This is a genomic window from Pseudomonas sp. FP597 (assembly GCF_030687435.1).
Classification (GTDB): Bacteria; Pseudomonadota; Gammaproteobacteria; order Pseudomonadales; family Pseudomonadaceae; genus Aquipseudomonas; species Aquipseudomonas lactucae.
In genome coordinates this window covers 2411615-2435308 of record NZ_CP117432.1, presented here as the reverse complement: position 1 = coordinate 2435308, position 23694 = coordinate 2411615, and the positions used below count along the sequence as shown (strand labels likewise).

Sequence of the window (23694 nt, the reverse complement as noted above, 5' to 3'; positions counted from 1 at the left end):
CGGAGAATTTACCCATGACTGCCAATCCCTCACTTGCATCGTCCACCACGTTGCTGCAGCGCGCCCATAACATCCGCCGCCACGCGCTGCGCATGGGTCAGGTCCAGGGCCAAGGCTATGTCGGCCAGGCACTGGGCGCGGCAGACTTGCTGGCCGTGTCGTACTTCCATGCCTTGAACTACAAACCTGAAGATCCGGAATGGGAACATCGCGATCGCTTTTACCTTTCCATCGGTCATTACGCGATTGCGTTGTATGCCGCACTGATCGAGGCGCAGATCATTCCTTTGGATGAGCTCGAAACCTACGGCTCGGACGACAGCCGCTTGCCCATGTCCGGCATGGCCGCCTATACCCCTGGCATGGAGATCACAGGCGGCTCTCTTGGCCAGGGCCTGGGAATCGCGGTGGGGGCCTGCCTGGGTCTTAAGCGTAAAAAATCCGCCTCCTTTGTTTACAACCTGCTGTCTGATGGCGAGCTCAATGAAGGTTCCACATGGGAAGCCGTCATGTCTGCTTCGCACTGGAAACTCGACAACCTTATAGCCATCGTAGACGTTAACAATCAGCAAGCCGATGGGCACTCCAGTGAAGTGTTGGCATTCGAGCCCATCGTGGACCGGTGGCAAGCCTTTGGCTGGTTCACCCAACGCATAGACGGTAACGATCTGGACGCGTTGGTTCAGGCATTCGATGCTGCCCGCAGCCACCCAGACGCGCAGCCCCGCGTCATCATCTGCGACACCAGGATGGGTAAAGGCGTTTCGTTCCTGGAAACCCGCGAAAAAACGCATTTCATCCGCGTGGATGAGCACGAATGGGATCTAGCCCTGAACAACCTCGAAGAAGGGAAAACCGTATGAGCAACATAAACAACCCTACGGCTCAGGCACCCGTGGCTGCCAAGAAAAAGCTGACAACCTCGGCGATGATCGCCTCGATTGCCGCGGAAGGTCAGGCAACCACATCCGCGCCCTTTGGCCACGCGCTCGCAGCACTCGCCAATCTGCGCTCGGATATCGTAGGTTTATCCGCTGACTTGTCCAAATACACCGACCTGCACATCTTCGCGAAGGAACACCCCGACCGGTTCTACCAGATGGGCATGGCCGAACAGTTATTAATGAGCGCGGCAGCGGGCATGGCCCGTGAAGGCTTTGTTCCCTTCGCCACCACCTACGCGGTTTTCGCTTCGCGTCGTGCCTATGACTTCATCTGTATGGCGATCGCCGAGGAGAACCTCAACGTCAAGATCGTCTGCGGCTTGCCGGGACTTACCACCGGTTATGGTCCAAGCCACCAGGCCACGGACGACTTGGCGATATTCCGCGCCATGCCCAACCTGATGATCATCGACCCCTGCGATGCCCTCGAAATCGAACAGGCAGTCCCCGCCATCGCAGCGCATCAAGGCCCGGTCTACATGCGTTTACTGCGCGGCAACGTGCCTCGGGTGCTCGACGAATATGGATATCAGTTCGAGATCGGCAAAGCCAAAACCCTGCGAACGGGCAATGACGTCCTGGTCATTTCCACCGGTTTGATGACGATGCGAGCCCTGGAAGCCGCTAAAGAACTCCAGGCCGACGGCGTGGATGTCTCGGTGCTGCATGTACCCACCATCAAGCCTCTGGATGAGCAGACCATCCTGGCCGAGGCAAAAAAATCGGGCAGGCTGGTGGTCACTGCTGAGAACCACTCGATCATCGGTGGACTGGGAGAAGCAGTGGCAACGGTGTTGCTGCGCAGTGGGGTTACGCCGACGTTCCGACAAATCGCCCTCCCTGACGCGTTCCTCGATGCGGGAGCGCTGCCGACGCTACATGATCGCTACGGCATCTCGACTCAGGCCATCTGCGCACAGATCAAAAGTTGGTTGTAAATCCTATGCCGGTAGGGGCTGGGTCAGCCCCTGCCAAGGAGGAAATACGCTTGAACATTGAAAGCCTGCTCGACCCTTCTTACGCATTTTTTCTGGAAAAACCACCAAGTGAATGGACGTTCGCAACGCTTCCCGGCATTCGAGCGCGAATCAGCGCCGACAACCCTCCCCCTCACCTGGAACGCTGCGAACAACGATGGACAACCGGCACGCCGAGCGGTTGCAGAGTACGTGTGTGCATCTACCGCCCCTATCCAGTCATTGAAAATCAGGCACTGCCGGTCATTTTGTACCTGCACGGAGGAGGTTTCGTGCTGGGAAGCCCGGAGATGGTCGACGATTATCTGGCCGACCTCGCTGAAGCGCTTGAAGCGGTGATCGTTGCGGTCGATTACAAGCTGGCGCCGGAGTATCCCTTTCCGATCCCACTGCAAGATTGCTATACCGCGCTGACCTGGCTTTTCAGCCAAAGCGTTTCACTTGGCGTTGATCCACAAAAAGTTGTAGTCATGGGCCACAGCGCAGGCGGCGGACTGGCCGCCGCATTGGCACTGCTGGTTCGAGAGCGGGGACAGCACTCACTTGCCGGCCTGCTATTGGTTTATCCGATGCTAGATCATAGAACCGGCTCGAGTGTCGCCCCCGTTGCTAATCCCACTACCGGAACGTTGAATTGGCAGCGCAAAGAGAACCAGTTCTGCTGGCAATGCATGCGAGGTAAGTATGACCTTGGCGACGACCATGCATACCTTTTTTCCGCTGCGCTGGCGCCCGATCTGCGCGGTCTGCCGCGAAGTTTTATAGGCGTCGGAGCCTTGGATCTGTTTTTGGAGGAAGACGTGGACTTCGCGTTAAAGCTTTCGCGTTCAGGCGTGCCAATGGAACTTCATGTTTACCCAGGCGTACCGCATATGACCAAAGGCGGTGAGCAAGATGTCATACCATTCTGGCCCGAGCTGCTTTTCACTCATGTATGTCCATGTCTCGGAAGCACTCAGCGGCTCGGTAATTCCTCGTAGTATTTCAACAGCCTGCACGAAGCCTCGCTGAGCGGTCAGAGGTAAGACACCTTCCTTGTCGGCGGCAAGGCAATACGGAACGCCGTGAGCTTCACACCAGGCCTGAAGGGGCAACAGGTACTGGTGGGTACGGGCCAACACCGCACACCCATGCCAATCCTCGCTGTCCAAACTGAGCAGACGCTGCAGCTCAGCCACAGCAGCCTGGGCCTGCACGTTCGCCCGGGCGTGCCCCTCAGCCTCTATCCTCAGGCGAAGCACACGCCCAGCCCGCTCAAGGTCCAGAGTCTCCCAATCGCCGCCCTTCGGCAGTGCGCGGCGAATAGTATCGATCTGAATCGGGTGCTCTTTTTTGAGGCGATCAGGATTGCGACCAATGACCCTGTTAGCCGCATTGATGATGCGGCCGCTGGAGCGATAGTTGTCGACCAGATAGTTCTTTGTGGCCGAGTATTCCTCGCGAAAGCGCTCTATGTAGCGATTATTGGTATCACGCCAGGCATAGATGTTCTGATCGTCGTCACCTACCGCCAAAATGCACAGGCGCCCTTCTTCTTCGGCCTTACGCCCGGCCAAAGCACTCACGAGTCGATACTGCAGGTCGTCAATGTCTTGGTATTCGTCGACGAGGATGTAGCGGTAACCTCGCATCAGTTGCTCGCGTAGATCGTCCTCGCCTTCTACCCGCCGCTTGCCTTCGAGCAGCTCAACAGCCTCTCCCATCACCTGAGCCAGACGCCCTTCCTCGACCGTTTCGCCTTGTTCGAAGCGAGTACCTGTAAGGCGCATCGCCATGCGGTGATAAGTCATCACGTTGACCCCAAAAGCATCGGGACCAACCAGCTTAAGCAGGCGCTGCTTGATCTCGTTTGCCGCATGACGGTTGAAGGTCAGAGCCACGATGCAGCGCGCCGGCACACGCCGAACTCGCAATAGATAAGCGATACGATGCACGATCACGCGAGTCTTACCTGACCCTGGACCCGCCAGAATCAGACGATTCACGTCATCGTCGTCGGACACAATAACCCGCTGGGCAGCGCTGAGCCTCTCGACAATGCTACGCCAGGACTCTTCACTCGTGGCTAGCTTAAGCACCTCCTCGCGACCTACAAAGTAGCGACGAATGAACTCCTGTTTGGCTAGTGTGAAATAATGCTGAACGAGGTCGCTGGCCTCTCGCATCGAGTCGAGCCCAACCTCGGCATACTCGCGCATGACGTGAACCTGAATACGTTTTTCTCGGTAATGCTCATCAAGGCGCTGGTGGTCATCCTTAAGGTAGCCGGTACGCTTTTCCGGCTCAACTTCAATCGTCATAGCGCGACGCATAACGGTCATGCCGTGGTTCAGCGTTAGCACGTCCTGCTTGTGCAGGTACAGCAGCACGTGTTCAATAGCTTTACGGCGCTGCGACTCGGGGATTCTGGAGCGCAGTTCAAGATCCTGATCAATCAGACCTATAAGTTCGCCGAATGTGGTGTCGACCAACAGATCTTTGTTTCGTGAACCCGGTGGCAGTTTGCCAATTAAAAACGCGAGTACTACGGCAGCTAACGCACGTCGGCGCTCGCCTAATCCTTGAATACCTCTCCAGCTATACCCCACGCGGACACGTAACTTGAGGAAATCCTGAGTGATCTGACGCAGTTCGAAACTGCTACGCAGTTGACTCTCGCTGTCGTGATCCTGGGCCAGACTGCGCAGCAGTCGCAAGACGTGCAGCGGTATCAAATCTTTGTTGTCGGAAGCTATTTTGAGCGTCGAGGTCAACAGCGGCACATTAAGATCCTGCCACTCGCCGTTCTCGGCCTCCGGTGCCAATTCCTGTAACAGGTCAAACAAGGCAGATTCTAGCTTTAAGGTGGCTTGCAGACGTTGGGTGGAAGGAAACACGACGCCATGCCGAACATACAAAGTGAGCTTAGAGTCGTTGACTAAAATCCCCAAGTTCTCCATCTGACGCAGTGTCGCAGTGACTTCTTCTGACGTGAGACTGGTAAGTGCCATCAAGGCATCAGTGTTGATGCGCTCATCAACACTCGCCTCGTACAGATAACTCAGAATAGCCTTAAATTCTCCCAGCCGTCTGGCCGGCAATTTGGCGGTGGCCAGACGCTTGTCGGCCTCTACCTTAGTCAGCTTCAGGCTTGCCGGAAAGATTTGGGTCTGATTTTCCTCCCTCTTTAAAAACTGCCCGCGCTCAAGCCAGGACACAGCCGTGACGACCTTGGTTTCAGCATCGCGTTCCCCGGCCTCAAAGCTAGTATCGACCTGTTCGTCCATCAATACTTCACCGGCAGTGATGACGAGCCGGCCGCCCTTGCGTCGGTCGCTCTCCTTGCGCAGTTTGCGCAGGATCTGTTGGATATCACGCAGAGTCAGCTTCGATCCCTCGCACATTCCGAACTGGTTCTCGATGTCCTGAGCGTCATACAGGAGCACGCATCGAGCCTGCCCTTGATCGCGCCCAGCGCGGCCAGCTTCCTGCAAGTAGTTCTCCAGCGATCCCGGGATATCAGCATGTACCACTAGGCGAATATCAGATTTGTCTACGCCCATGCCAAAAGCATTGGTGGCCACAATAATCTTCAGCTCCCCGGCCTTGAAAGCGTCCTGAATGTCCTTCTTGTCGTGTGGCTCCAGCCCAGCGTGAAAATGCTTGCAGGCCCAGCCATGGCCGATTAAAAACTCCGCGAGTTCTTCAGCACCTTTGCGGCTAGACACGAATACCACGGCGCCGCCCTCGCTACCGCCTAGCTCTTCCTCAAGTAATGCCTGAGTGTGGTGACACTTCTCTGACCGGGTACAAGGCAAGACTTCGAAGTGCAGATTGGTACGCTCGTGAGTACCGATGAAATGCTTAAGGGAGATGCCCAGTTGCTCTTCAAAGTGCTGCTCAATGTCCTCAATCACGTCAGGCTTGGCAGTAGCTGTAAAGCAGCCGATCGCGGCGAGCGGACCGTCCCCCGTGAACTGCTTGATGAAACGCGAGACATAGAGGTAATCCGGGCGAAAATCTGCGCCCCATTTGGACAAGCAATGCGCTTCGTCGAAGATCCAGGCACCGACCTGACGCTGGGAGATCGCGCGGCGAAAGGCCATGTTGCGAAACTGCTCGGGCGAGACCAGCAGAATGCCTACATCCCCTAACTGGATCTTCTCCAACACCTCGGCTCGTTCAGGCATGGTTAACAGGCCGTTCAAGGTCGCTGCACATTGGACGTTGCGACCAAGAAGGCCGTCGACCTGATCCTTCATCAGCGACTGCAATGGCGAAATGATTACTGTCAGGCTGCCGTTGCGGTGAAAGCGGTTCAGAGCGGGCAACTGGTAGCACAGGGATTTTCCACCCCCTGTCGCGAGAATTGCGAGCACGTGCTTTCCCTGCATACCCGCCAGTACCACGTCATGCTGTAAAGGGCGCCCGTCCGGTTCAGTCCGAAACTCCTGAATTGGAGCGAAGTAGCGCCTGAGCTCGTGGCGGGGGTCATGAGTAGTGCTGCAGTAGCCGCAGTGGCTTCCTCCGCAGGGGACGTCACGCAGCTCGGCAATCAATTTACCGGTTGCTGGAAATTGGTGGCGCACCCAGGGTGCTAGAACCGAGTTGCCGCCCGAGACGCGCAGCCAGGCCAGCGCATAAGCTAATGGCCAATGGAGACTCTCGTCCATAAGGTCGGCTTCCAGCAATTGATTCAGTCTGGTGCTGCAGACTTTGGAAGTGCGCTTCAGGTCCGGGTCGGTTTCCCTAAGCAGCTCGGGAATCAAACTGCGCAACTCTGTGAGGCTAGGCTCCTGGCCAGTGATCGAGGAGAAGAGCGCGCCCAGGTCGCTCTTCGGCGTTGGGGCGAGCAGCGCTTGGTAGCAGAGCAGTTCTGCCTGGTGCTTAATGCTCAGTTCTTCAAATGCCCGGCGCTGGTCATTGAATAGTGTCAGGGTCGAGCGGCAATCGGACAGCGGAGAGTTAAGGCTGTCACGAATGAGTTTGTAGTCTTTGACCAAACGGTGATACGGGTTCTGCGGAAAAGCTAACGGCGATAGGCGCAGGGTGTCGATCACCGGCAACTGATGTAAGGCGAGATGCGCAGCTTGCTCTTGGAGTATCGGCAAGTCATGGTCAATGACGTTATGGCCGAGCACAAAACTAGCGCCCTGCCCTAAGCGTTCTAAGACCTCAAGGGCAGCGGGCAGATCCTTGTCGACTTTATGCTCGAGCTCCTCTCCCGTGTCAGGACGCATCGCGCCAATCATAAAAATGCGATCAGGTTGATTGGCTCTGCCGGGGACGACTTCTAGGTCAAAAATCAGGCTTGTAGGTAGAGTCATTGAAACCATTCGAACAGCATCCTTGCAAAAAACCACTTGGCTTTCGTCACTTTAACGGCAAATGGCCAGCACAGATAGGTGTCCGCGGTCGCAGTGAGACGCATGATGCAGGTCGGCGATGGATATCGAGGCATAGGAGCGGGAACTAGTGCGGATAGCGTCGGCATTGTCTTTCTTCCCAAGATGGGCATTTACAATCTGAGCGAGAAAGTATCGAAGCCGAGCAAGTAGCTGCTTTCGTCCCCGTCAGAACCGGTTCACCAAGTTGCGTAGTTTTAGGTGACGGATGTCATAAAGTTCACCTAGGGCGTTCGGCTGATTGATAATTGCCTCAAATACTCGCCCATACGAATTATCAGGCACTCTGAAACAACGAGCTGTCGAGATTTTCGAGCGCACAGCCCGAATCAAGGTGACTTCACCGAACGCTTACAAATAGCCGCCCTCGAAAAATACTAAACTACAAAACGCCCGCTAAACGATTTATCAGATTTGTTGTATTGACCGGTTTAATCCATAGCCAAAACCGGATATTCGTCAAATCAGCCAGAGAGTTTAGCTTTTGTCTATTCAGAACGGTCAACGTCCGACGGAAATGCGGATGCCCCAGCCAATCCAGATCAGTAGATAAAGTCATGGCCCAATTCTTTCTGCATGCATTCAAGGGACCACCTGATTCGAGGTAATGTTTTTTGGGGACCCCAACAACTTGAAAGATTGCGTATCCGCAAGCTCATCAAAAGGTCGCTCTCCACTCTAGTGTCAGTCAGCGCTACCGCAGGAATCGCTCCATCGCGAAAAGCGCCAATGACTGGGGCACCTGTCCTTTCATCACCCAATGCGCAATGCCCTGCCCAAACAGCGGGGCAAATTTGAAACCATGCCCGCTGAGCCCGGCCGCCACGATCAATCCAGGCATTCGCGGGTCGGCACCGACAATCGGGTTACCATCGGGTGTGCTGTCAAAAAACGACACTCGACGCCCTAAGGGTTACGCGCCTTCCAGTCTCCCCAATCGTGTTACGGCCCTATCTCGATAACTACACACAGTGGCGTTACTCATGCTGCGATCAAAAGCGTCCGGGTCGATTGCATAACTATCGGATGCCAGCAACGAGCCGATGAAGTAGGTTCCCGGACTGTCCGGACGTAGGTAGAACCCCGCGCTGCGATCACCGTATCCCGGCATAAGCTGATCTTGATCTGGGGACGCCACGGTGACAATGCCCACACATTGTCGCGTGGCGCTGATTGGCAGCGGCACCCTGCAATCCGTCGCCAGCACGGCCGCCCAAGGTCCGGCGGCATTGACAACATAACTGCTGGCGATAAACCCGCTGTCCGTTTGTACCCCGGCCACTCGCCCCGCCCGGCAGATAATCCGTCTTACTGCCCGGCCCTCTTCGATTACCGCGCCGCCGCTGCGCGCGCCTGTCGCGAAACTTTGGGCGGTCCGAATCGGGTCACAATATCCAGCATCAGGCTCATGCACCACTCCTACCAGGCCATCCGTCCGCAGGTCAGGAACCAGCACTTGCGCCTCGGCCGGTGATAGCCATCGCACCGCAGCCCCATGCGCTTGCAATAGCGCAACATTAGCCTCGGTCGTCTGTTGCTCTTGCCTGGAAATCGCGGTCAAGAACCCTGTTGGTCGATAGCCGCACTCCCCCGGATAGTGTTGCGACCAATCACGGTAATCCCGTACGCCCTGGCCTGCCAACTGGCTCAGTGCCGGGTCGGCATAGTACTGGCGCACGATCCCCGGCGAAGCGCCTGAAGACCCCGAGGCAATTGCACCTTTGTCCAGAAGGCGAACTGAAAGTCCAGCCTGTACCAGATGCCAGGCAATGCTGCAGCCGGTCGTCCCGGCGCCTATCACGATTACATCGGCATATTCATGCATCGTTGGTCGTGCGCTCAAGAACCAAGCTATGTGGCAAGCAAGGCTGCAACAATGCAGGGGACAGCGGCAGGAAATGGCTACGTGACAGGGTGGACTCTCGAGGCTGCGATGTGGCGAACAACGACTGCAGGGCCGGTAATCCATCATGGCCCAAACATTGCCACAGATACTCGGACAGTCGCGGCATGATCGGCGCCCCCAGGTAAGCCAAACCTTTGAGCCAGGTATAGGCTTGCTCCTGCTGCATGACATCCAGGTCCGGTCGCTGCATCCACTGGTGCAGCACTTCCCAGGCATTGCGCACCGAAACCGCATCCAGTTGGAATGCTTGATCCAACTGGGCGACAGCCGTCTCAAGAGCCGGCCGCAACGCCGATGGGACCGTCAGCATTTGCCCGGCACCGATGCTGGCTAACGCCATGTCGATTCGGCCGTCGAGCGCCCCTGCCAAGTCCACGTTGACCACCTCGACAAACTCTTCTACAGCGAAGTTTGTTTCGCCCTTTTCAGGGCTTTCGCGACACAGGAAATACCGCACGCCGTCACTGCTGGCTGGGGTCTTTTCCACAATGTCAGCGGCCCAGATCACATGCAGGCGGCTGGTGGAAAACTTAGTGCCCTGCAACTTGTAGAAATAGTTAGTAAGAACGTAATCAAACGACTGGTGATCCTGCAGAGCGTCCATGACTGCGACACTACCGGCCAGCAATAACACCGCATTGTCGATACCGAAACTGACCAATGTCGTGACATCGCTGTTGCACAGCATAGCCTGGCCGTGATCAGGATCTTTCTCCAGGGAACGATCGGCGCAGGTCAACGCATATTCCCAGCCAGACTCAAACAAAACCCTGGGGTTGGCAAAGCGATCCGGGCTCCAGGCGACGCCCCAGTCACCCGGTGCGGTCAGGCGGATCAAATTGTTTTCCCGTTCCAGAAACCGTGAAATCACCTCGATAATCGACGGCGGCGCGCCCGATGCATGCATACGCCGCAGCAGGCTGTCCGGATTCGCTACCTTCAGAAATAGACTCTCTACCTCGACCCATTTCAGGGGGCTGTCGCCCATACGCGGCTGAGGATTGAGCATGGCTTCCGGACGGAACAGCGCACCACAGGCTTCGCAGAAGTAACCACCGGCATCTGTCTGGCAGTATGGGCACCGCCCCAGCAACCAAGCGCCGGCCAAATAGCGGCTGGTTTCAGGGCAATACAGTACCCGTTCAGTCACCGTTTCAGTGACACCCGACGCCACCAGACGCTCCACAGTGCGCTGAGCATTGCGGGCGTGACGTTGGGCATAAGGGCCTTGTACCAGATCCAGAAAGTCGTCGACCTGCACATCCATTGCCCGCAGATCGTTTGCAATCTGCCGGTGATAGTCGCGAACAACCTCTTCTGGCGCGCGCTGCTCTTGCAAGCCCTTCCAGAGCACATAGGAGTCAAAGCCGTCGACCGCCGATACTACGTCGACATTGTGGCCCTGGGTCCGCAGGTAGCGACCCAGCATATCCAAGCGCAGATAAGGCCCGGCAATGTGTCCCAAGTGAAGCCGACCATTTGGGGTCGGCGGAATCGGCATCAGGAAGAATTTTTTTGCAGTGATAGGCATCATCTTTTCAGTCCATAGAAACAGGCAGATGTGTTTGGCCACGCGCAGTGACACGGTCGGGACGATGGGCGACGATCAACTCAAGGGCCTCGCTGGCAATCCCGGGGGCCAAGCGAAATCCCGCTCCGCTGCCGGCACCGGCAACGACCACATTGGTCGCGCAGTCCAGAGTCACCAGGGATTCGCCGCCAAGGCTGTAGCTGTCGCAGAACACCCGCCCTCCCCGACACCGACCAACGAGGTCGGGCAGATACCTCGCCAGGACGGTTTTAGCCACCTGAACATCGTGGTCGTTGATCTCCAGTTGATGTTTGCGCGGCGCAACGTCCCACTCATCGCAGCGAAAGCTGAACAACCATTGATTACGCGCCGCAAGCGGCATCAGGTAGGAATCGGACTGTGGGAGAAACAATGCCGCTGCATCACGAGGTGGAGCACCGTCTATATGCAAGGCCACCACCTTCTTGACCCGAAGCCCGTGTTGGGCGGCAATCGACCCAAAGGGGGACTCGTTGATCCAAGGGCCCATTGCTACAAGGGTTCGCTGGGCATAGATGATGGAATCGTCTGACAAGGTGAGCCGCGTCGTCCCGCTGTCGACGTTATCGATATGGCTGACGCCCAGCCCTTCGATACAGCTGACATTAGCCGATGCAAGGCTGTGACTAATCAACATCCGCGCGATCAAAGGCGGCTCGTAGCTTTCGGCTGAACCGCCACTCAAAAGGCTTTGCGCGGCGTCGACATTGAGCCTTGACCCCAGGCGTTCGCCCAACGCAAGCGCCGATACATCGGCAAACTTGACGTCGAAATCGACTACCGCACGCTGGATATCGGCCGCAAACTCGCCATCGGCGAGCCAAAACACCGGCGCTTGCGTGGTACGGATTGAAAACCGGTCACGAAACGCCCGGTAAAGCCTTGCACTCTGCCCGGCTAGCCGACGTTCGCGCTCCGATCTTCCGGTCGCAAGCAGCACGCCCGCCGAGTGAGACGTCGCACCGTCGCCGATCCGGTAGCGGTCAATCAACAGGATTTTCCAGTCGGGGTAGCGCTGCACTGCATGATGCAGGGTCCAAGCACCAATAATGCCGCCACCGATGATCACTAGATCGAAATCTTGCGTCATGCTCATGCCCACCACACTGAAAATACCTGAACTTGGCCCGCGCCGTTATTGCGTGCAAAGTGCGGCTTAAAGGGGGAAAAATAAAGGCTCTCGCCGTTTTTCACCCTGTGCCAGATGCCGTCATAGAAGACATCCAGATCACCTTGAGAAATGAACCAGATCTCACTGACGGCGTGCTGGTCTTCCTCGGTCCCGCAACCAGCATCAAGGGTGAAACGTGACGACAGCACGGGCGCGTTGGCCAGTTTGCCAGCGTAGTTGTGCATGAACAGACGTACGCCTTGCTGTGTGACCTGTTCTTCGGTTTCGCGAATCACCGGGGCATTGCCCTTGGAGGTTAGCGTTATCGGGTCCATTGATAAGCTCCTGGATCTAGTTGGCCACCGCACTCAGGCGGTCAAGGCGGGCATCCGTGACCTCATCAAAGACCTCACTTGCTCCCCATTGAACAAAAGCCTCAGGTTCGACAAGGTCATAGAGGGCTTGCCCGCAAATGCTGTTGATGATTTTCGCGCAACGCCAAGGGATTAACCCCAGGTTCGGGTCGGCAATGCCCCTTTGACTGCGGGCGGCGTTTTGCACATAAATGGCCGAACCCTCGGGGCCATCCCACGCGATGGAATAGTCATCCTTGACCACGTATTCGCCCTCACGCCTGGTAATTCGTGACTCAAGCGCGGCCAGGCATTCAGGCACCTGATAGGCGTAGCCCGTACACAGCACTGCAGTGTCAGCGCTCAGTTCTTCGCGCACCTGACTGTGCCCATGGATCATCGCCAGGCTCCAATGATTGTGGCGCTGGTGAATAGCCGTCAGCTCGCGGCCCGGCAATAGACGGATCTTGCAGGGGTGCTGCAACACGTTTTGAAGTTCGTACATACGCCGATAAATAGACTGCAATAGCGATTGCGAAATGCCGTCACTGGCCAGCTTCTGTTCGGCCAGCAGTGGCTGGCGTACGTGCTGGGGCAACTCGAAGAAGTGATCGCTGTACTGCGGGGTGTACAGCTCGTTGGTGAAAGGCGACTCATCCAACGGGGAAAAATTCCAGCGCCGCGAGACCCAGGTCACACTGGCTGGCAGCGCGCTGGTATCGGACAGCAGGTGCTGGATGATCTCCGCCCCGGTCTGGCCGCCACCGATTATCACCACGCGCTTGTCCTGGAGGGAGGGACTACGGGTCATATATTGCGACGAATGAAAAAGCGTGTCCCCGACAAAAGGTTTCGCGCATTCCGGTACCAACGGCTGCTGTCCGGTGCCCAGCACCAGGTTGCGTGCCGGCTGGACCCAATGGTCGCCCTTGAGCATAAACAGACCATTTTCAAATTCAACTGAGCGCACGTCGCTATTGAATTGCAGACTTGGCAATTGGCTGCTGGCCCAACGGTAATACTGGTTGAATTCGCGCCTGAGCACTTGATCAAAATTGGCGTTGATAAAACTCAGCAGCTGCTTTTTCTTGGCGAGATAGGCAAGAAATGAAAATGGATTGGACGGGTCCACAAGACTGACCAGGTCTTTGAGGTAGTGAACTTGCAACATCGCCTCAGGCACCATCATCCCGGAGTGCCACTGAAATTCGCCGCTGCGCTCAAAGAACTTAGCCGTTATTTTTTTCGGATACGGTTGAGCCAGCGCAGCCAGGCTCAAATTGGCTGGCCCAATACCGATACCCGCCAGATCTATTACTTCAGCCGCAGAGTGCAAGATCATGATCATTATCCCTAGTGATGATGTTTTTCAGGTGCAGCAACGCCTCACGACCTTCGCAGACGCGTGCTGAGCGACTTCTGTTTACAGGTGAAGGTAAATCAACTTCCCACGGTTTGGGGCGCCGGTGTTTTCAGTACCAATGCGGACACCGCCATGGCCAGCAACGACAGGCCAATCGCAACGCTGACTGCGATATAAATGGCCTCGTTGAGCGGTTGGATCGAGGTCAGCAACGCGCCGAATATCGCGACGCCGAACGCGGAACCACTCTGTCGGCTGGCATTGAGCGTGCCGGCCGCCACCCCTGCCTTGGCACGGTCAACCACGCTCATAAGTGCCGAAGTGGCGGCCGGGGTGATGATCCCGGCGCCAAACCCCACGGCTGGGTAACACAGTGCGATCCGCCAGTACAGCGCGTCATTGGCAAGGGCGAACAGTCCGATGAATCCCAAGGCGTATAACCCAAACCCGGTGCATAGCACAGCTCGGGGCCCATAGGCACGGGTCAACCGGCCGCAGGTGAAACTGCCGAGAGTGACCATCGCCGTCAAGGGCAGGAACGCCAATCCGGTATCCAGGGGCGACCATCCGCGATTCGTCTGGAAATACAGGCTCAACAGAAAGAACAGGCCGTAGAACACCAGCGCGGAAATCAACGACAGAAAGGTTGCACCTGTGAACACCGGGTTGCGGAAATAGTGCAACGGCAGCATCGGATCCTTATGCCGGCTTTCGGTCACCAGGAATACGCACCAGGCTGCACAGGCCAGGATTATGCCCGCATACACCCATTCAGAATTCCACCCAAGCTTTGCCCCTTCGATCAGCACTGCCACCGAAGTGGCCAGGGCGACGATGGCGGCGACCTGGCCGGTGAAGTCCAGATGGCGATTGGGTGCCAATGGAGGCGAAGGAGGAATACGTGACGTCAGCCATACGCCGACCAAAGCGATGGGCACATTGATCAAAAAAATACTGCGCCAGCCAAACAGCTCGATCAGCACGCCGCCTACAAGAGGCCCGGCCGCCATGGCAATCCCACCACAACCTGCCCAGACACCGATGGCACTCGCCCGTTGATGGGTCTTCGGGTAGGCATTGTTGATCAGCATCAGTGAGCACGGCACCAACATGGACGCACCCACCCCCTGCAGCACTCGGGCAGCGACCAATTGAAGCAGGTCAGTTGCCAGACCACATAATGCAGAAGCAACTGCAAACAAGACCAGACCAAGGCCGTAGATCTTTCTTGCCCCGCAACGGTCGCCCAATAAACCGCCCGTCAGCAGTAAACTGGCGAACGTCAAGGTATAAGCGTTGATCACCCACTGCAGCCCGGTGATATCTGAATCAAATGTCTTAGAAATGGATTCCAGTGCCACGTTGACGATTGACGTATCGAGAATGACAACGACGTAACTGAGGCTTGTAGCGATCAGAACCTGTCGTTGGTAGCGACTCTTGATTTCCATGACTACGCATTTCCTTTCACTGACGGCGGATTGACTATAAGCAGCTTTTTGCAAAAAATGTTTCGGGGCGTGTCGAAGTGTGTCTAATTATGTCATGCTGAAAACCGAGGTGATCCGACACACCCAGGGAGTTCAAAGGAATGACCCAGCCCAAGATTTCTTCCATCGCCTACTTAATCGCCGAACCCGTGCGGGCGGTCATCCTGATCACCCTGTCCGATGGTGGCTCGTTGTCAGCCAGCGCACTGGCGGACGCCGCCGGTGTCACACCACAAACCGCCAGTTCGCACTTGGCAAAACTGCTCGATGGCGGACTGCTGACTGTTGAGATAAAGGGGCGCAACCGTTTTTATCAATTGGCAGGCCCCGACGTTTCCCACGTATTGGAAAGCCTTGCAGCCGTCTCCCCACAAACCAGTTCCTGGAGCAGCCTGCCCAATCGCGCCGCCCATGAATTGCGTTTTGCCCGTTGCTGCTACGATCATCTGGCCGGTCAAGTTGGCGTCGCGGTGGCTCAAGGCATGCTGGAGCGCGAGTTCATCGTCGAATGCAATGAGCGTGAATATGCGCCTACCCCTCGCGGCATTGAATGGATGCAATCCCTCAATCTGGACCACGGCGAGCTGTGTTTCGAAGCTCATAGCCAGGCTCGCCGATGCCTGGACTGGACCGAAAGGCAGCACCACATAGCCGGACCGCTGGGTGCACACCTGCTGGATACCTTCTGCAACCTGGGCTGGATGCGCCGATCCACAGGCACTCGCGCCGTGACCATTACCGGTGATGGCTGGAGAGCGCTCAAGCACCATTTGGGATTTCAACACTTGCATGATCTTGAAACGCTGGCGCGTCCGCTTGTTTCCGCCTGAAAACCGGCTATGCAAACTACTGCGCAGGCGAAAAAAACCTTTCGATTTCGTGGATGCGGCGCTCTTGATCCAGCCCCGTCGCCTGCCACGCCGCAATGTTGTTCACTCGCTCATACCACGCAGCAACGTTGGGGTACTCAAGAAAGGGAGCCTGGGTGCGGGGGATATGGCTCAACGGTGCGGCCAGATCGAAATCCGCCAGCGTAAGTGAATCACCCACCACGAATTGCCGAGTGCGCAGATGCTCATTCAAAACAGAGGTATAGCGATTGATTGCACGCAATGCTTCCCCAACCAGCGACTCATCCTCGACATGCCCTTTGAGACGTTCCATGAAACGTTGCTCAATCAATACCGTTGGCCCACGGCGGAAATGCTCGGCAGCCCAGAACATCCACTTTAGGGTTTCGTACTTCGCGTTGCCCGCAGGCAACAAGGGCGCCCCCACCTTCTCTGCCAAGTAAATCATGATCGCAGAGGCCTCGAACAACACCACATCGCCGTCGACGAATGTCGGGATCGTGCCGTTCGGATTGAGCGCCAGATACTGCGGCGTGCGGTTCTGTCCGCTGAACAGATCGAGGAAGACGAACTCCACTTCCAGGCCCAGGTAAGCGGCCGTCGCCAGCACGCGACGGGTATTGCTCGAACCTCTGTCGCCATACACCTTCATACTGTTGCCCCCAGTGCGCACTGATCCATTGGCCTTGTACTGTCTTGCAAGTCACTAATCATCTGCGCTGTCTCGCTGGCTTGGCGCACTGATTGGTAAACCGAGTTGACCATGGGTGCCGCGAGATAGGAGGCCACACCCAGCATCCAGACTCTTTCGGGATGGCTGGATCCTGGCAGGCTGACTTGCAGCTGCGCCGATACATAAGGCGGCGTGCACGGCAGCAACGGGTCCACCTGCAATTCAAGGCCATCGTGGGTGGCATGGAAGTGCTGTTTGTGAAAACCGGTGGCGCATACCACGGCATCCACCTCTTCAATACCATCATGGCTGTCGTAAACCTGCCAATTGCCCTGCCACTCAAGTTTCTGCGGCACTTGCGTGGCAAGTTGCAGGAGACTTTCATCAATGAATCGCAGCAAAGTGGTTGCCGTTTGCAACGGTACGGCAAATAGATAGCGGCCAACCGCCTCCCAGCAATTTTGCAGGGCGGCAACCCGTACCGTCGGCGGGGCATTGCGCAACTTCATATCGGCAATATCCATGCAATGCACCAAAAGGTTTTGCCAGTCTGTCGCGCCACCGCTGGCCAAGGCCACTTCGCCACGCAATCGCTGCGTCGGATCAGTGGCACGATCAACCTGCTCGCGTAGCGAGCGGCCACTGATAGCTTTGGCAGAGCGCGCCACAATGCGCAGTAAATGCCAATACAACCGAGGACTCTCAAGGTTTAGCTGCGCAAAACGCACTTCATCCAAGGCCACTTTACAGACCCGCGGTGTGCCCGTTCGCACCCCGGGCAAGCGTCCGGATGGCGAGGCCATCAATACTTGGTGGCCGGCTCCGCACAGTAGCAACGCGCTGTCGATCGCCGAAAGCCGGCTGCCCAGGACCAATACCCGGGAGGGACGCTGGAAGTAATCAAGCAAGCGTTTTGCGGGGTAAGGCGTGGAAAAAACACCTGGCGCACCGGCGTGTGCACTGACCAGGGGCGGCACGAAGGCAGTGCCATTTCCCGTGCAAATCAGCACGTCCGACGCCTCGATAGCGTCTCCTTCGTCCAACTGCAATTGATAGTTACCCTGGGCAATCACCGTGATACGACGCACCGCAGAACAAATGACCCTGTGCTCGATGCCCCTGACCTGGGCGAGATCGCGATACTGGGCATACCGTTCCCTGAGGTAATCCGAGACCCAGGAGCGCGGAACAAAAGCATCTTCGTCGACAGTGATCCCCTTCTCCTGGAGATAATGCAGGAAATCATTCATGTCCTCGTCAAGAACCGACATCGTCTGCACCGAGGTGTTGCACAAGAAAAGGTCATGGGACGTGTTGAAGGCCATCGAGTTGGCAATGCCGTCGGGGTCGATGATCTCGATGCTGCTGACCGTCCCTGACCGTACAAGCTTGATAAAAGCGGCTACTCCGGTCACTGCCCCACCAATAATGGCTACCTTCTTGCCGCTCGAATTTTGACGCATAGCTGCCCCCTGCATCCTAGAGTGCCTGCGCCTTAGCCAGAGCCGGCAATAGCAACCGTATGCCATACCAACCCCAGTACACACGGTGGCAGGTGATCAATCCATTATCGATTTCCATCATTTCCATGAGGTCGATCTGTTCGCCCTTAGGGGTCTTGCGCGGGTATTCCCAGGTCAGTTGCCTGCCGTTGATGAACGCTTTATCACTGCGATACCACTCGGCGAGATCACTGGGGAATCGACGCACACTGTCCTCCATGAACCTTTGTATAGTGGCGCGCCCTATTAATATGCCGCTGCCATGGTCGGGATAGACCGCCAGCACCAGTGGTGTTTCGAATACCGCGTCCTCGCCGTACAGGGCCGCCGTCGCAGTGAGGTCGCGAACTCGGACCGTTGCGTGCCACGTTTCATAGATATGGATTAATCCGGGATCGATGGACAAGGTCATGGTCTCTCCTGAGATGACGGGCAGCGCTGTAAGGTGGCAAGACTATAATTGCCTGCGGCGGCTATATGTTTCGACCTGGCCCGAAGTGTCACGTCCGAAACGCTGCCTGATTGCGCCCTATGCATCAGACCGTTGTCATTCAGAAGCTTTTCAGAAAGCAGCAGTTTGACTTAACGAAACAGTCACGCACGTCAGTGTTTCCATACTGTCGCTGATGTTGCTCGTCCTGGCTCTGGCGGGCCTTGCGGGAACCTTCCTGATTGAAGCGCTCTTGAAAAATAGCCTGCATCGAACCGTCGTCGTTTTCCCAATCTTGATGGCGGTGATTGCACTGGCGCTTGTTCCATTCGGTAGCTCGGCGGTCACCACGACTGTCTTGCTGGGCTTCTGGGGACTGATTGCGACTGCTGAGGGAGTGATACGCTCAGTGAATGACCCGGAGCACCGTGCCTGATTTTTCCCCCGCTAAGCTTTCGCTAATCTCCCCAGATAGCTCGAGGGAATTTTTATGAACAACTTGTTGCGTGGACAGCTAAAAGAAATACGAATGGCTCGTGGCATCAGAACCCACCTAAATCTCTCAGCCGAATAGACATCATTCGGCCAAGAGCCGATACCCGAGAGTGACGACAAATCAAGTTAGAGCTCAATGATGAGCCTTGTGATGCGTACTAGCCCAGCTCGTATCAAGGAATCGACGAGCGCCCATCAGGATGTCCTCGTGCTGGACACAGTGTGGGCACCGATGCCGAATTGACCCAGTTGCCGAGATATCACTGACCCAGTCTGTTCCTCTCGAACCATTGCCTATGCGGAATTTGTGCAGATTTAGAGGTGGGTCAGTCTAGCTTCAGCTCGTGGGTCAATTCAGCGCCGGCGTCCACAGTCGGATGTCAGGGAGAGGTCGGTTCGGCTTGCGCGATGGCTGCGGCTGGTCTTGCAGAGATACTGGGGGCTACGCCTGAACAGGTCGAAAATGCAGCAGAGATCGGACTTGAGCATAACCTCGGGCTGACCTGTGATCCTGTTGGGGGGCTCGTACAAGTACCATGCATCGAGCGAAATGCGATTGCTGCGGTAAAAGCGATCAACGCCGCGCAAATGGCGATTCGTGGAGATGGGGATCACTTTATATCCTTGGATCATGTAATTCGAACCATGCGCGATACGGGCGCTGATATGCACGACAAGTACAAAGAAACGTCACGTGGCGGCCTGGCGGTAAATCTGATCGAGTGCTGATCATAGCCAAAACTAAAGTCTTAGTTGGCGCCTACTTCTGCGACGGCGCCATTGAAATCGCATTAAGCTAATGCGACACCACGGATGCCTGTAGGCACCGTCAATGCCCAGCAATTAAGGCGAGATCGATATCCGATCAAAGCTGCTTTTGCTCGCGACTGGCCGAAATAGCAACTCACTGGGTACTCTTGTATATCGATCATCGCCGTATTACTTCTTCGCGGACAGCGGGCTGCCATAATTATGAGGTTGAGCCAATTGCGCAACGGAATGAGCATGATTAACATACTTATCTTAAGCGTCTGACCACGCACATGCCGACATAGCGAACGAGTGAGAACGGTCGTTGGTGCCACACAGGCGACAAACCGGATTAATCACACGAGGCGAGACATCGGGACGCTTTCAGAGCTTGATACTACCGACTGATAAGAATCCAACGAGTAGTATCAAGCAGTCGAAAGTCAACTAATGGAGCCCTTATAGAAGAAACAAGAGCATCAAGTGAAAAGCCTGTTTTATTCTTTTCCGCGCGTCCACATTGCCGCCACTTTAGCCGCAATCATCATGATCGGTACGTTAGGATTACCAGAGATCAGTGTCGGCATAACCGAAGCATCCACCACACTTAGTCCTTCCAGCCCTCGCACGCTTAGGTCCGGATTGACTACTGCTCGCTCATCATTGCCCATCCGGCAGGTCCCTGCGGGATGGTATTGCTGAAATGCTTGTTCGCGAATGAATGCATCAATCTCGGCATCATCATTGAGCGCACGATCCGGCAAAAGCCGTTGTCCGCGATACAGTTTCATTTCGTCCGTACTCAATAGCGCACAGGCCCGCTTGAAACCTTCACGCATCACTTGGATATCCGCTGGCGCTGACAGCGAATTGTAAAATATGCGCGGACGATCATTCGGGTCCAGCGACCTCAGCGTAATCTCCCCCCTGCTCTCGGAAGCCATTAGTTGCACCTTGACTTGCAGGCAGTCTTGATAAGGCTTCTTCCACCCTGGAAACCAAGCATCCGCTTCCGGCGGAGGAATTTGGATGTAAAGTTGCAAATCAGGCTTTTTTAAAGAGGCTCGGGACTTGATAAAGCCAAGGATCACCCCGGGCAACGAGGACGACGGACCACTGCGGAACACCAACGCACGGAAAATATTGACCAGCGCTCGATCAAGCCTCAACGAACGGTGCAACGTACCGGTTTTTTTCCGCGCCCACATGACTGAGAATGCCAGATGGTCTTGCAGATTTTTCCCGACCGGGAGATCTATGAGGGGTTGGATGCCCATCGAGCTGAGATGTTCTGCTGGCCCAATGCCCGAAAGCATCAGCAGTTGAGGTGTGTTAATTGCACCCAAGCTTAACACTGTATGTGCGGCGTGCACGGTACAACGCTGTCCTTGCGTGAGGTATTCCACGCCGATGGCACGCTTACCGTCGAATAATAATCGGCTCGCCATCGCGTCTGTTCGCACAGTTAAATTGGGACGCGAGAGTACAGGATGTAGAAAAGCTTTGGCTGCCGAGGACCGTTGACCATTCTTGATGGTGTATTGCAAAACGCCTATGCCTTCGGGTTTCTCACCGTTGTGATCATTCGTGATCGGATAACCAAGTGCTCGGCAGGAGCCAAACCACGCGTCATAAACAGGGTCATCCAATTTGCCGGCGATGGCACCCAGCTCACCGGCCTCACCCCGCCATTCATCGCCTCCGCCTGCCCAAGTTTCGCACTCTTTGAAAAAGGGTAGCACCTCCTTGTAGCTCCAACCTGTCGCCCCATCCGCAGCCCAATTATCATAATCGGAAGGGTGACAACGGGTGTGCGCCATATAATTGATGGAGGATCCACCACCAATAACCTTGCCATGGGGAACGTAATTTCGACGCCCATTGAGGCCAGCGTCCGGCTCCGACATATCGTTCCAACGATATGCTTGCTTGGCCGTCATCGGTTGAATTCCCACAGGTAAGGCAATCATAGGATCCTTATCCCATCCGCCAGCCTCCAAAAGAAGAACGCGCGTAGCAGGGTCACGGGTGAGCCGATTGGCCAACACACAACCCGCCGATCCAGCGCCGACGATGACGTAATCAAATTTTTCCAGCCCCTGCTTGTCCTGACTCACCGGCACACCCTCGGATCATTGTGTTGGCTATTTTTATGGGTGATGAATGACGCTCATCTACTTGAGAATTTGAGCGTTAGGCGATTTTCACGATCATAGACATCGCCCATAAGTAGATTTTAGTCAGATATAAGGCGTTAAACAATCCCTATGGAAACGAATCGATAACGCAATTCGGCAAAAAAACAGGAAAAATGTCGAATTTGGCCCTATAAGTCCTCAGCTCGTGCAATACCGTCACGCTTGCCCAATCAACCATATTCTGATAAAACCTGACTAAAATCCATTTTGTGCGCAGATATCTAGGAGATAGCAACGGTGCAAAGAATCGTATCGGTGGGGGTCATCCCATACGAAGTAGATTGCGCCAACAGGACGGTGGCGCACTGGAACAACCTGGGCGCAGGCGATTTCTTCCAAGGTTACGGTAACTCACTAAACCGGCGAAAACCTGGCCACGCCCTCTCAGCCCCACTGGCAAGAACGGCGCTTTGCCGTTACGGCAACGTGCGCACAACCTACGGCGCTACATTGCTAGCGAACAACGTAGATAACCCCGAATTGGCACGACTTTCTAACCGGGGTAATGACGATTCCGCAGGGTTTTCTTCGCTTCTATTATCCCGGGGACACTAAAAATGCAGACTCAATCAATCAAAGACAGCGTAAGCCCCGAAGAGTGGGAGCTGCGCTGCGATCTTGCGGCTTGTTACCGACTCGTGGCGCTCTATGGTTGGACAGATTTGGTGTTCACCCACATAAGCGCCCGCCTCCCAGGGACCGCTCACGAGTTTCTGATAAACCCCTACGGACTAATGTTCGAGGAAATCACCGCATCCTCACTGATACGCATAGACCAGGAGGGCAACAAGATAGGGCACTCGCCGTTTGAAGTGAATCGAGCAGGTTTTGTGATCCATAGTGCCGTTCACGCTGCGAGGGAGGACGCTCAATGCGTCTTACACACCCACACCCGCGCGGGGATCGCCGTCAGCGCACAGGAATGCGGTTTACTCCCAATCTCACAACAGTCAACTTTCGTCCTTGGTTCACTGGGTTATCACGTATATGAAGGGGTCGCGCTACACGATGAAGAGAAACCAAGACTACAAGCCGACCTGGGCAACAATAAATTCCTGATACTTCGCAATCATGGTTTGCTCGCTGTGGGCGCCAGCATAGCGGATGCGTTCATGCACATGTATGTACTGGAAACCGCTTGCCAGATTCAATTGTCGGCACAGTCTGGCGGTCCGCTAATCATGATCCCGGAAGCGATTAAACTCACCGCCATGGCCGCCGCCAAAACTCAAACATCGGGGTTGGGCGGAAAACTTGTTTGGCCTGCCCTTCTACGAAAGCTCAACGCGGCCAACCCTGGTTACGATACCTGACACAACGAGAGAGGCAATCGGCCAGCGACGCTTGATGGGGGCAAGCCCATCAAGCACCGGCCACTCTGGATAAAGCTGAGTATTATTCGCCATGCTTATAGCTACACACCTTCGACTTCTGGCAAAACCAGACACACACTTGTGTATGTCGATCTGAAGCTTTGGCTGTTAGTCGCCCATGACTAAAGGTGCACCTGGATCACCTACTAGAAGTCGCTCACACAAAAACTGCCTGTGCACACGTATAGACCTGCGCAGCCCGGATAACTGTATAGAAGCTGACGGACTAAAGGGACCTTTAGGTGCTAGAACCTGGTGGCAAACGTCATGCTCCCTCTCAGGGATATTGCAGGTACACCACTACAATGTTTTTAATCAATAATA

General features: G+C 55.6%; 14 protein-coding genes and 4 pseudogenes. 7 read left to right on the top strand and 11 right to left on the bottom strand.

Features of this window, described 5'->3' with window-relative positions; genetic code table 11:
* Nucleotides 1-14: 14 nt before the first annotated feature.
* From PSH66_RS11365 to PSH66_RS11355, 3 genes and pseudogenes are all read left to right on the top strand, one after another.
* Nucleotides 15-863 (top strand): transketolase, encoded by an 849-nt coding sequence (locus PSH66_RS11365; protein ID WP_205489454.1) that lies wholly within the window; start codon nucleotides 15-17, stop codon nucleotides 861-863.
* The gene (locus tag PSH66_RS11360) at nucleotides 860-1882 is read left to right on the top strand and encodes a transketolase family protein (protein ID WP_205489455.1); all 1023 of its coding nucleotides are present in this window, start codon (nucleotides 860-862) and stop codon (nucleotides 1880-1882) included. Before PSH66_RS11365 ends, PSH66_RS11360 begins: the two co-directional genes overlap by 4 nt.
* 50 nt (nucleotides 1883-1932) lie before the next feature.
* Nucleotides 1933-2796: pseudogene (locus tag PSH66_RS11355) on the top strand (alpha/beta hydrolase); the annotation flags it as partial.
* Here the strand turns inward: PSH66_RS11355 and PSH66_RS11350 are convergent.
* The 7 genes and pseudogenes from PSH66_RS11350 to PSH66_RS11320 form a co-directional block, all read right to left on the bottom strand.
* Nucleotides 2749-7236, bottom strand: a complete 4488-nt coding sequence (locus PSH66_RS11350; protein ID WP_305429088.1) for a RecQ family ATP-dependent DNA helicase — start codon at nucleotides 7234-7236, stop codon at nucleotides 2749-2751. The pseudogene PSH66_RS11355 and the gene PSH66_RS11350 overlap by 48 nt on opposite strands.
* Before the next feature lie 763 nt (nucleotides 7237-7999).
* Nucleotides 8000-9130 (bottom strand): annotated as a pseudogene (locus PSH66_RS11345) (NAD(P)/FAD-dependent oxidoreductase).
* Nucleotides 9123-10745, bottom strand: a complete 1623-nt coding sequence (locus tag PSH66_RS11340) for a methionine--tRNA ligase (protein ID WP_205489480.1) — start codon at nucleotides 10743-10745, stop codon at nucleotides 9123-9125. The pseudogene PSH66_RS11345 and the gene PSH66_RS11340 overlap by 8 nt, the downstream one beginning before the upstream one ends.
* Nucleotides 10746-10749: 4 nt before the next feature.
* Complete coding sequence (locus tag PSH66_RS11335) at nucleotides 10750-11871, bottom strand: FAD-binding oxidoreductase (protein WP_305429085.1); 1122 nt, start codon at nucleotides 11869-11871, stop codon at nucleotides 10750-10752.
* 2 nt (nucleotides 11872-11873) lie between these two features.
* On the bottom strand, nucleotides 11874-12227 hold the full coding sequence (locus tag PSH66_RS11330) for a cupin domain-containing protein (protein ID WP_205489459.1): 354 nt from the start codon (nucleotides 12225-12227) through the stop codon (nucleotides 11874-11876).
* 16 nt (nucleotides 12228-12243) lie between these two features.
* A complete protein-coding gene (locus tag PSH66_RS11325) occupies nucleotides 12244-13587 on the bottom strand; it encodes a lysine N(6)-hydroxylase/L-ornithine N(5)-oxygenase family protein (protein WP_305429083.1) in 1344 nt (447 codons plus the stop codon).
* A gap of 98 nt (nucleotides 13588-13685) precedes the next feature.
* Nucleotides 13686-15113, bottom strand: a complete 1428-nt coding sequence (locus PSH66_RS11320) for an MFS transporter (RefSeq protein WP_305429081.1) — start codon at nucleotides 15111-15113, stop codon at nucleotides 13686-13688.
* An 86-nt stretch (nucleotides 15114-15199) separates the two neighbouring features.
* Between PSH66_RS11320 and PSH66_RS11315 the strand changes: the two genes are divergently transcribed.
* Complete coding sequence (locus tag PSH66_RS11315; protein WP_205489461.1) at nucleotides 15200-15928, top strand: helix-turn-helix transcriptional regulator; 729 nt, start codon at nucleotides 15200-15202, stop codon at nucleotides 15926-15928.
* A gap of 16 nt (nucleotides 15929-15944) precedes the next feature.
* Here PSH66_RS11315 and PSH66_RS11310 read toward each other — a convergent pair whose 3' ends face one another.
* The 3 genes from PSH66_RS11310 to PSH66_RS11300 are packed head-to-tail and all read right to left on the bottom strand — an operon-like array spanning nucleotide 15945 to nucleotide 18536.
* Nucleotides 15945-16601, bottom strand: coding sequence for a glutathione S-transferase family protein (locus PSH66_RS11310; protein WP_205489462.1), 657 nt, complete (start codon nucleotides 16599-16601; stop codon nucleotides 15945-15947).
* On the bottom strand, nucleotides 16598-18085 hold the full coding sequence (locus tag PSH66_RS11305) for an FAD/NAD(P)-binding protein (RefSeq protein WP_305429080.1): 1488 nt from the start codon (nucleotides 18083-18085) through the stop codon (nucleotides 16598-16600). Before PSH66_RS11305 ends, PSH66_RS11310 begins: the two co-directional genes overlap by 4 nt.
* Nucleotides 18086-18101: 16 nt before the next feature.
* Entirely contained in the window at nucleotides 18102-18536 is a 435-nt protein-coding gene (locus tag PSH66_RS11300) for a nuclear transport factor 2 family protein (protein WP_205489464.1), read from the bottom strand.
* 175 nt (nucleotides 18537-18711) lie between these two features.
* Between PSH66_RS11300 and PSH66_RS11295 the strand changes: the two are divergent.
* Both PSH66_RS11295 and PSH66_RS11290 read left to right on the top strand, forming a co-directional pair.
* Nucleotides 18712-18954: pseudogene (locus PSH66_RS11295) on the top strand (MFS transporter); the annotation flags it as partial.
* Between the two features lie 464 nt (nucleotides 18955-19418).
* Nucleotides 19419-19778 (top strand): annotated as a pseudogene (locus PSH66_RS11290) (L-serine ammonia-lyase, iron-sulfur-dependent, subunit alpha); the annotation flags it as partial.
* 518 nt (nucleotides 19779-20296) lie between these two features.
* Here PSH66_RS11290 and PSH66_RS11285 read toward each other — a convergent pair.
* A complete protein-coding gene (locus PSH66_RS11285; RefSeq protein ID WP_205489465.1) occupies nucleotides 20297-21916 on the bottom strand; it encodes a GMC family oxidoreductase in 1620 nt (539 codons plus the stop codon).
* A gap of 638 nt (nucleotides 21917-22554) precedes the next feature.
* Between PSH66_RS11285 and PSH66_RS11280 the strand changes: the two genes are divergently transcribed.
* On the top strand, nucleotides 22555-23310 hold the full coding sequence (locus tag PSH66_RS11280; protein WP_205489466.1) for a class II aldolase/adducin family protein: 756 nt from the start codon (nucleotides 22555-22557) through the stop codon (nucleotides 23308-23310).
* Nucleotides 23311-23694 lie beyond the last annotated feature (384 nt).

What these genes read in the sequence shown, in the direction of transcription:
- PSH66_RS11365 (WP_205489454.1), top strand. Translation starts at nt 15, where the DNA reads ATGACTGCCAATCCCTCACTTGCATCGTCCACCACGTTGCTGCAGCGC.
- PSH66_RS11360 (WP_205489455.1), top strand. Translation starts at nt 860, where the DNA reads ATGAGCAACATAAACAACCCTACGGCTCAGGCACCCGTGGCTGCCAAG.
- PSH66_RS11350 (WP_305429088.1), bottom strand. Translation starts at nt 7,236, where the DNA reads ATGGTTTCAATGACTCTACCTACAAGCCTGATTTTTGACCTAGAAGTC.
- PSH66_RS11340 (WP_205489480.1), bottom strand. Translation starts at nt 10,745, where the DNA reads ATGATGCCTATCACTGCAAAAAAATTCTTCCTGATGCCGATTCCGCCG.
- PSH66_RS11335 (WP_305429085.1), bottom strand. Translation starts at nt 11,871, where the DNA reads ATGACGCAAGATTTCGATCTAGTGATCATCGGTGGCGGCATTATTGGT.
- PSH66_RS11330 (WP_205489459.1), bottom strand. Translation starts at nt 12,227, where the DNA reads ATGGACCCGATAACGCTAACCTCCAAGGGCAATGCCCCGGTGATTCGC.
- PSH66_RS11325 (WP_305429083.1), bottom strand. Translation starts at nt 13,587, where the DNA reads ATGATCTTGCACTCTGCGGCTGAAGTAATAGATCTGGCGGGTATCGGT.
- PSH66_RS11315 (WP_205489461.1), top strand. Translation starts at nt 15,200, where the DNA reads ATGACCCAGCCCAAGATTTCTTCCATCGCCTACTTAATCGCCGAACCC.
- PSH66_RS11310 (WP_205489462.1), bottom strand. Translation starts at nt 16,601, where the DNA reads ATGAAGGTGTATGGCGACAGAGGTTCGAGCAATACCCGTCGCGTGCTG.
- PSH66_RS11305 (WP_305429080.1), bottom strand. Translation starts at nt 18,085, where the DNA reads ATGCGTCAAAATTCGAGCGGCAAGAAGGTAGCCATTATTGGTGGGGCA.
- PSH66_RS11300 (WP_205489464.1), bottom strand. Translation starts at nt 18,536, where the DNA reads ATGACCTTGTCCATCGATCCCGGATTAATCCATATCTATGAAACGTGG.
- PSH66_RS11280 (WP_205489466.1), top strand. Translation starts at nt 22,555, where the DNA reads ATGCAGACTCAATCAATCAAAGACAGCGTAAGCCCCGAAGAGTGGGAG.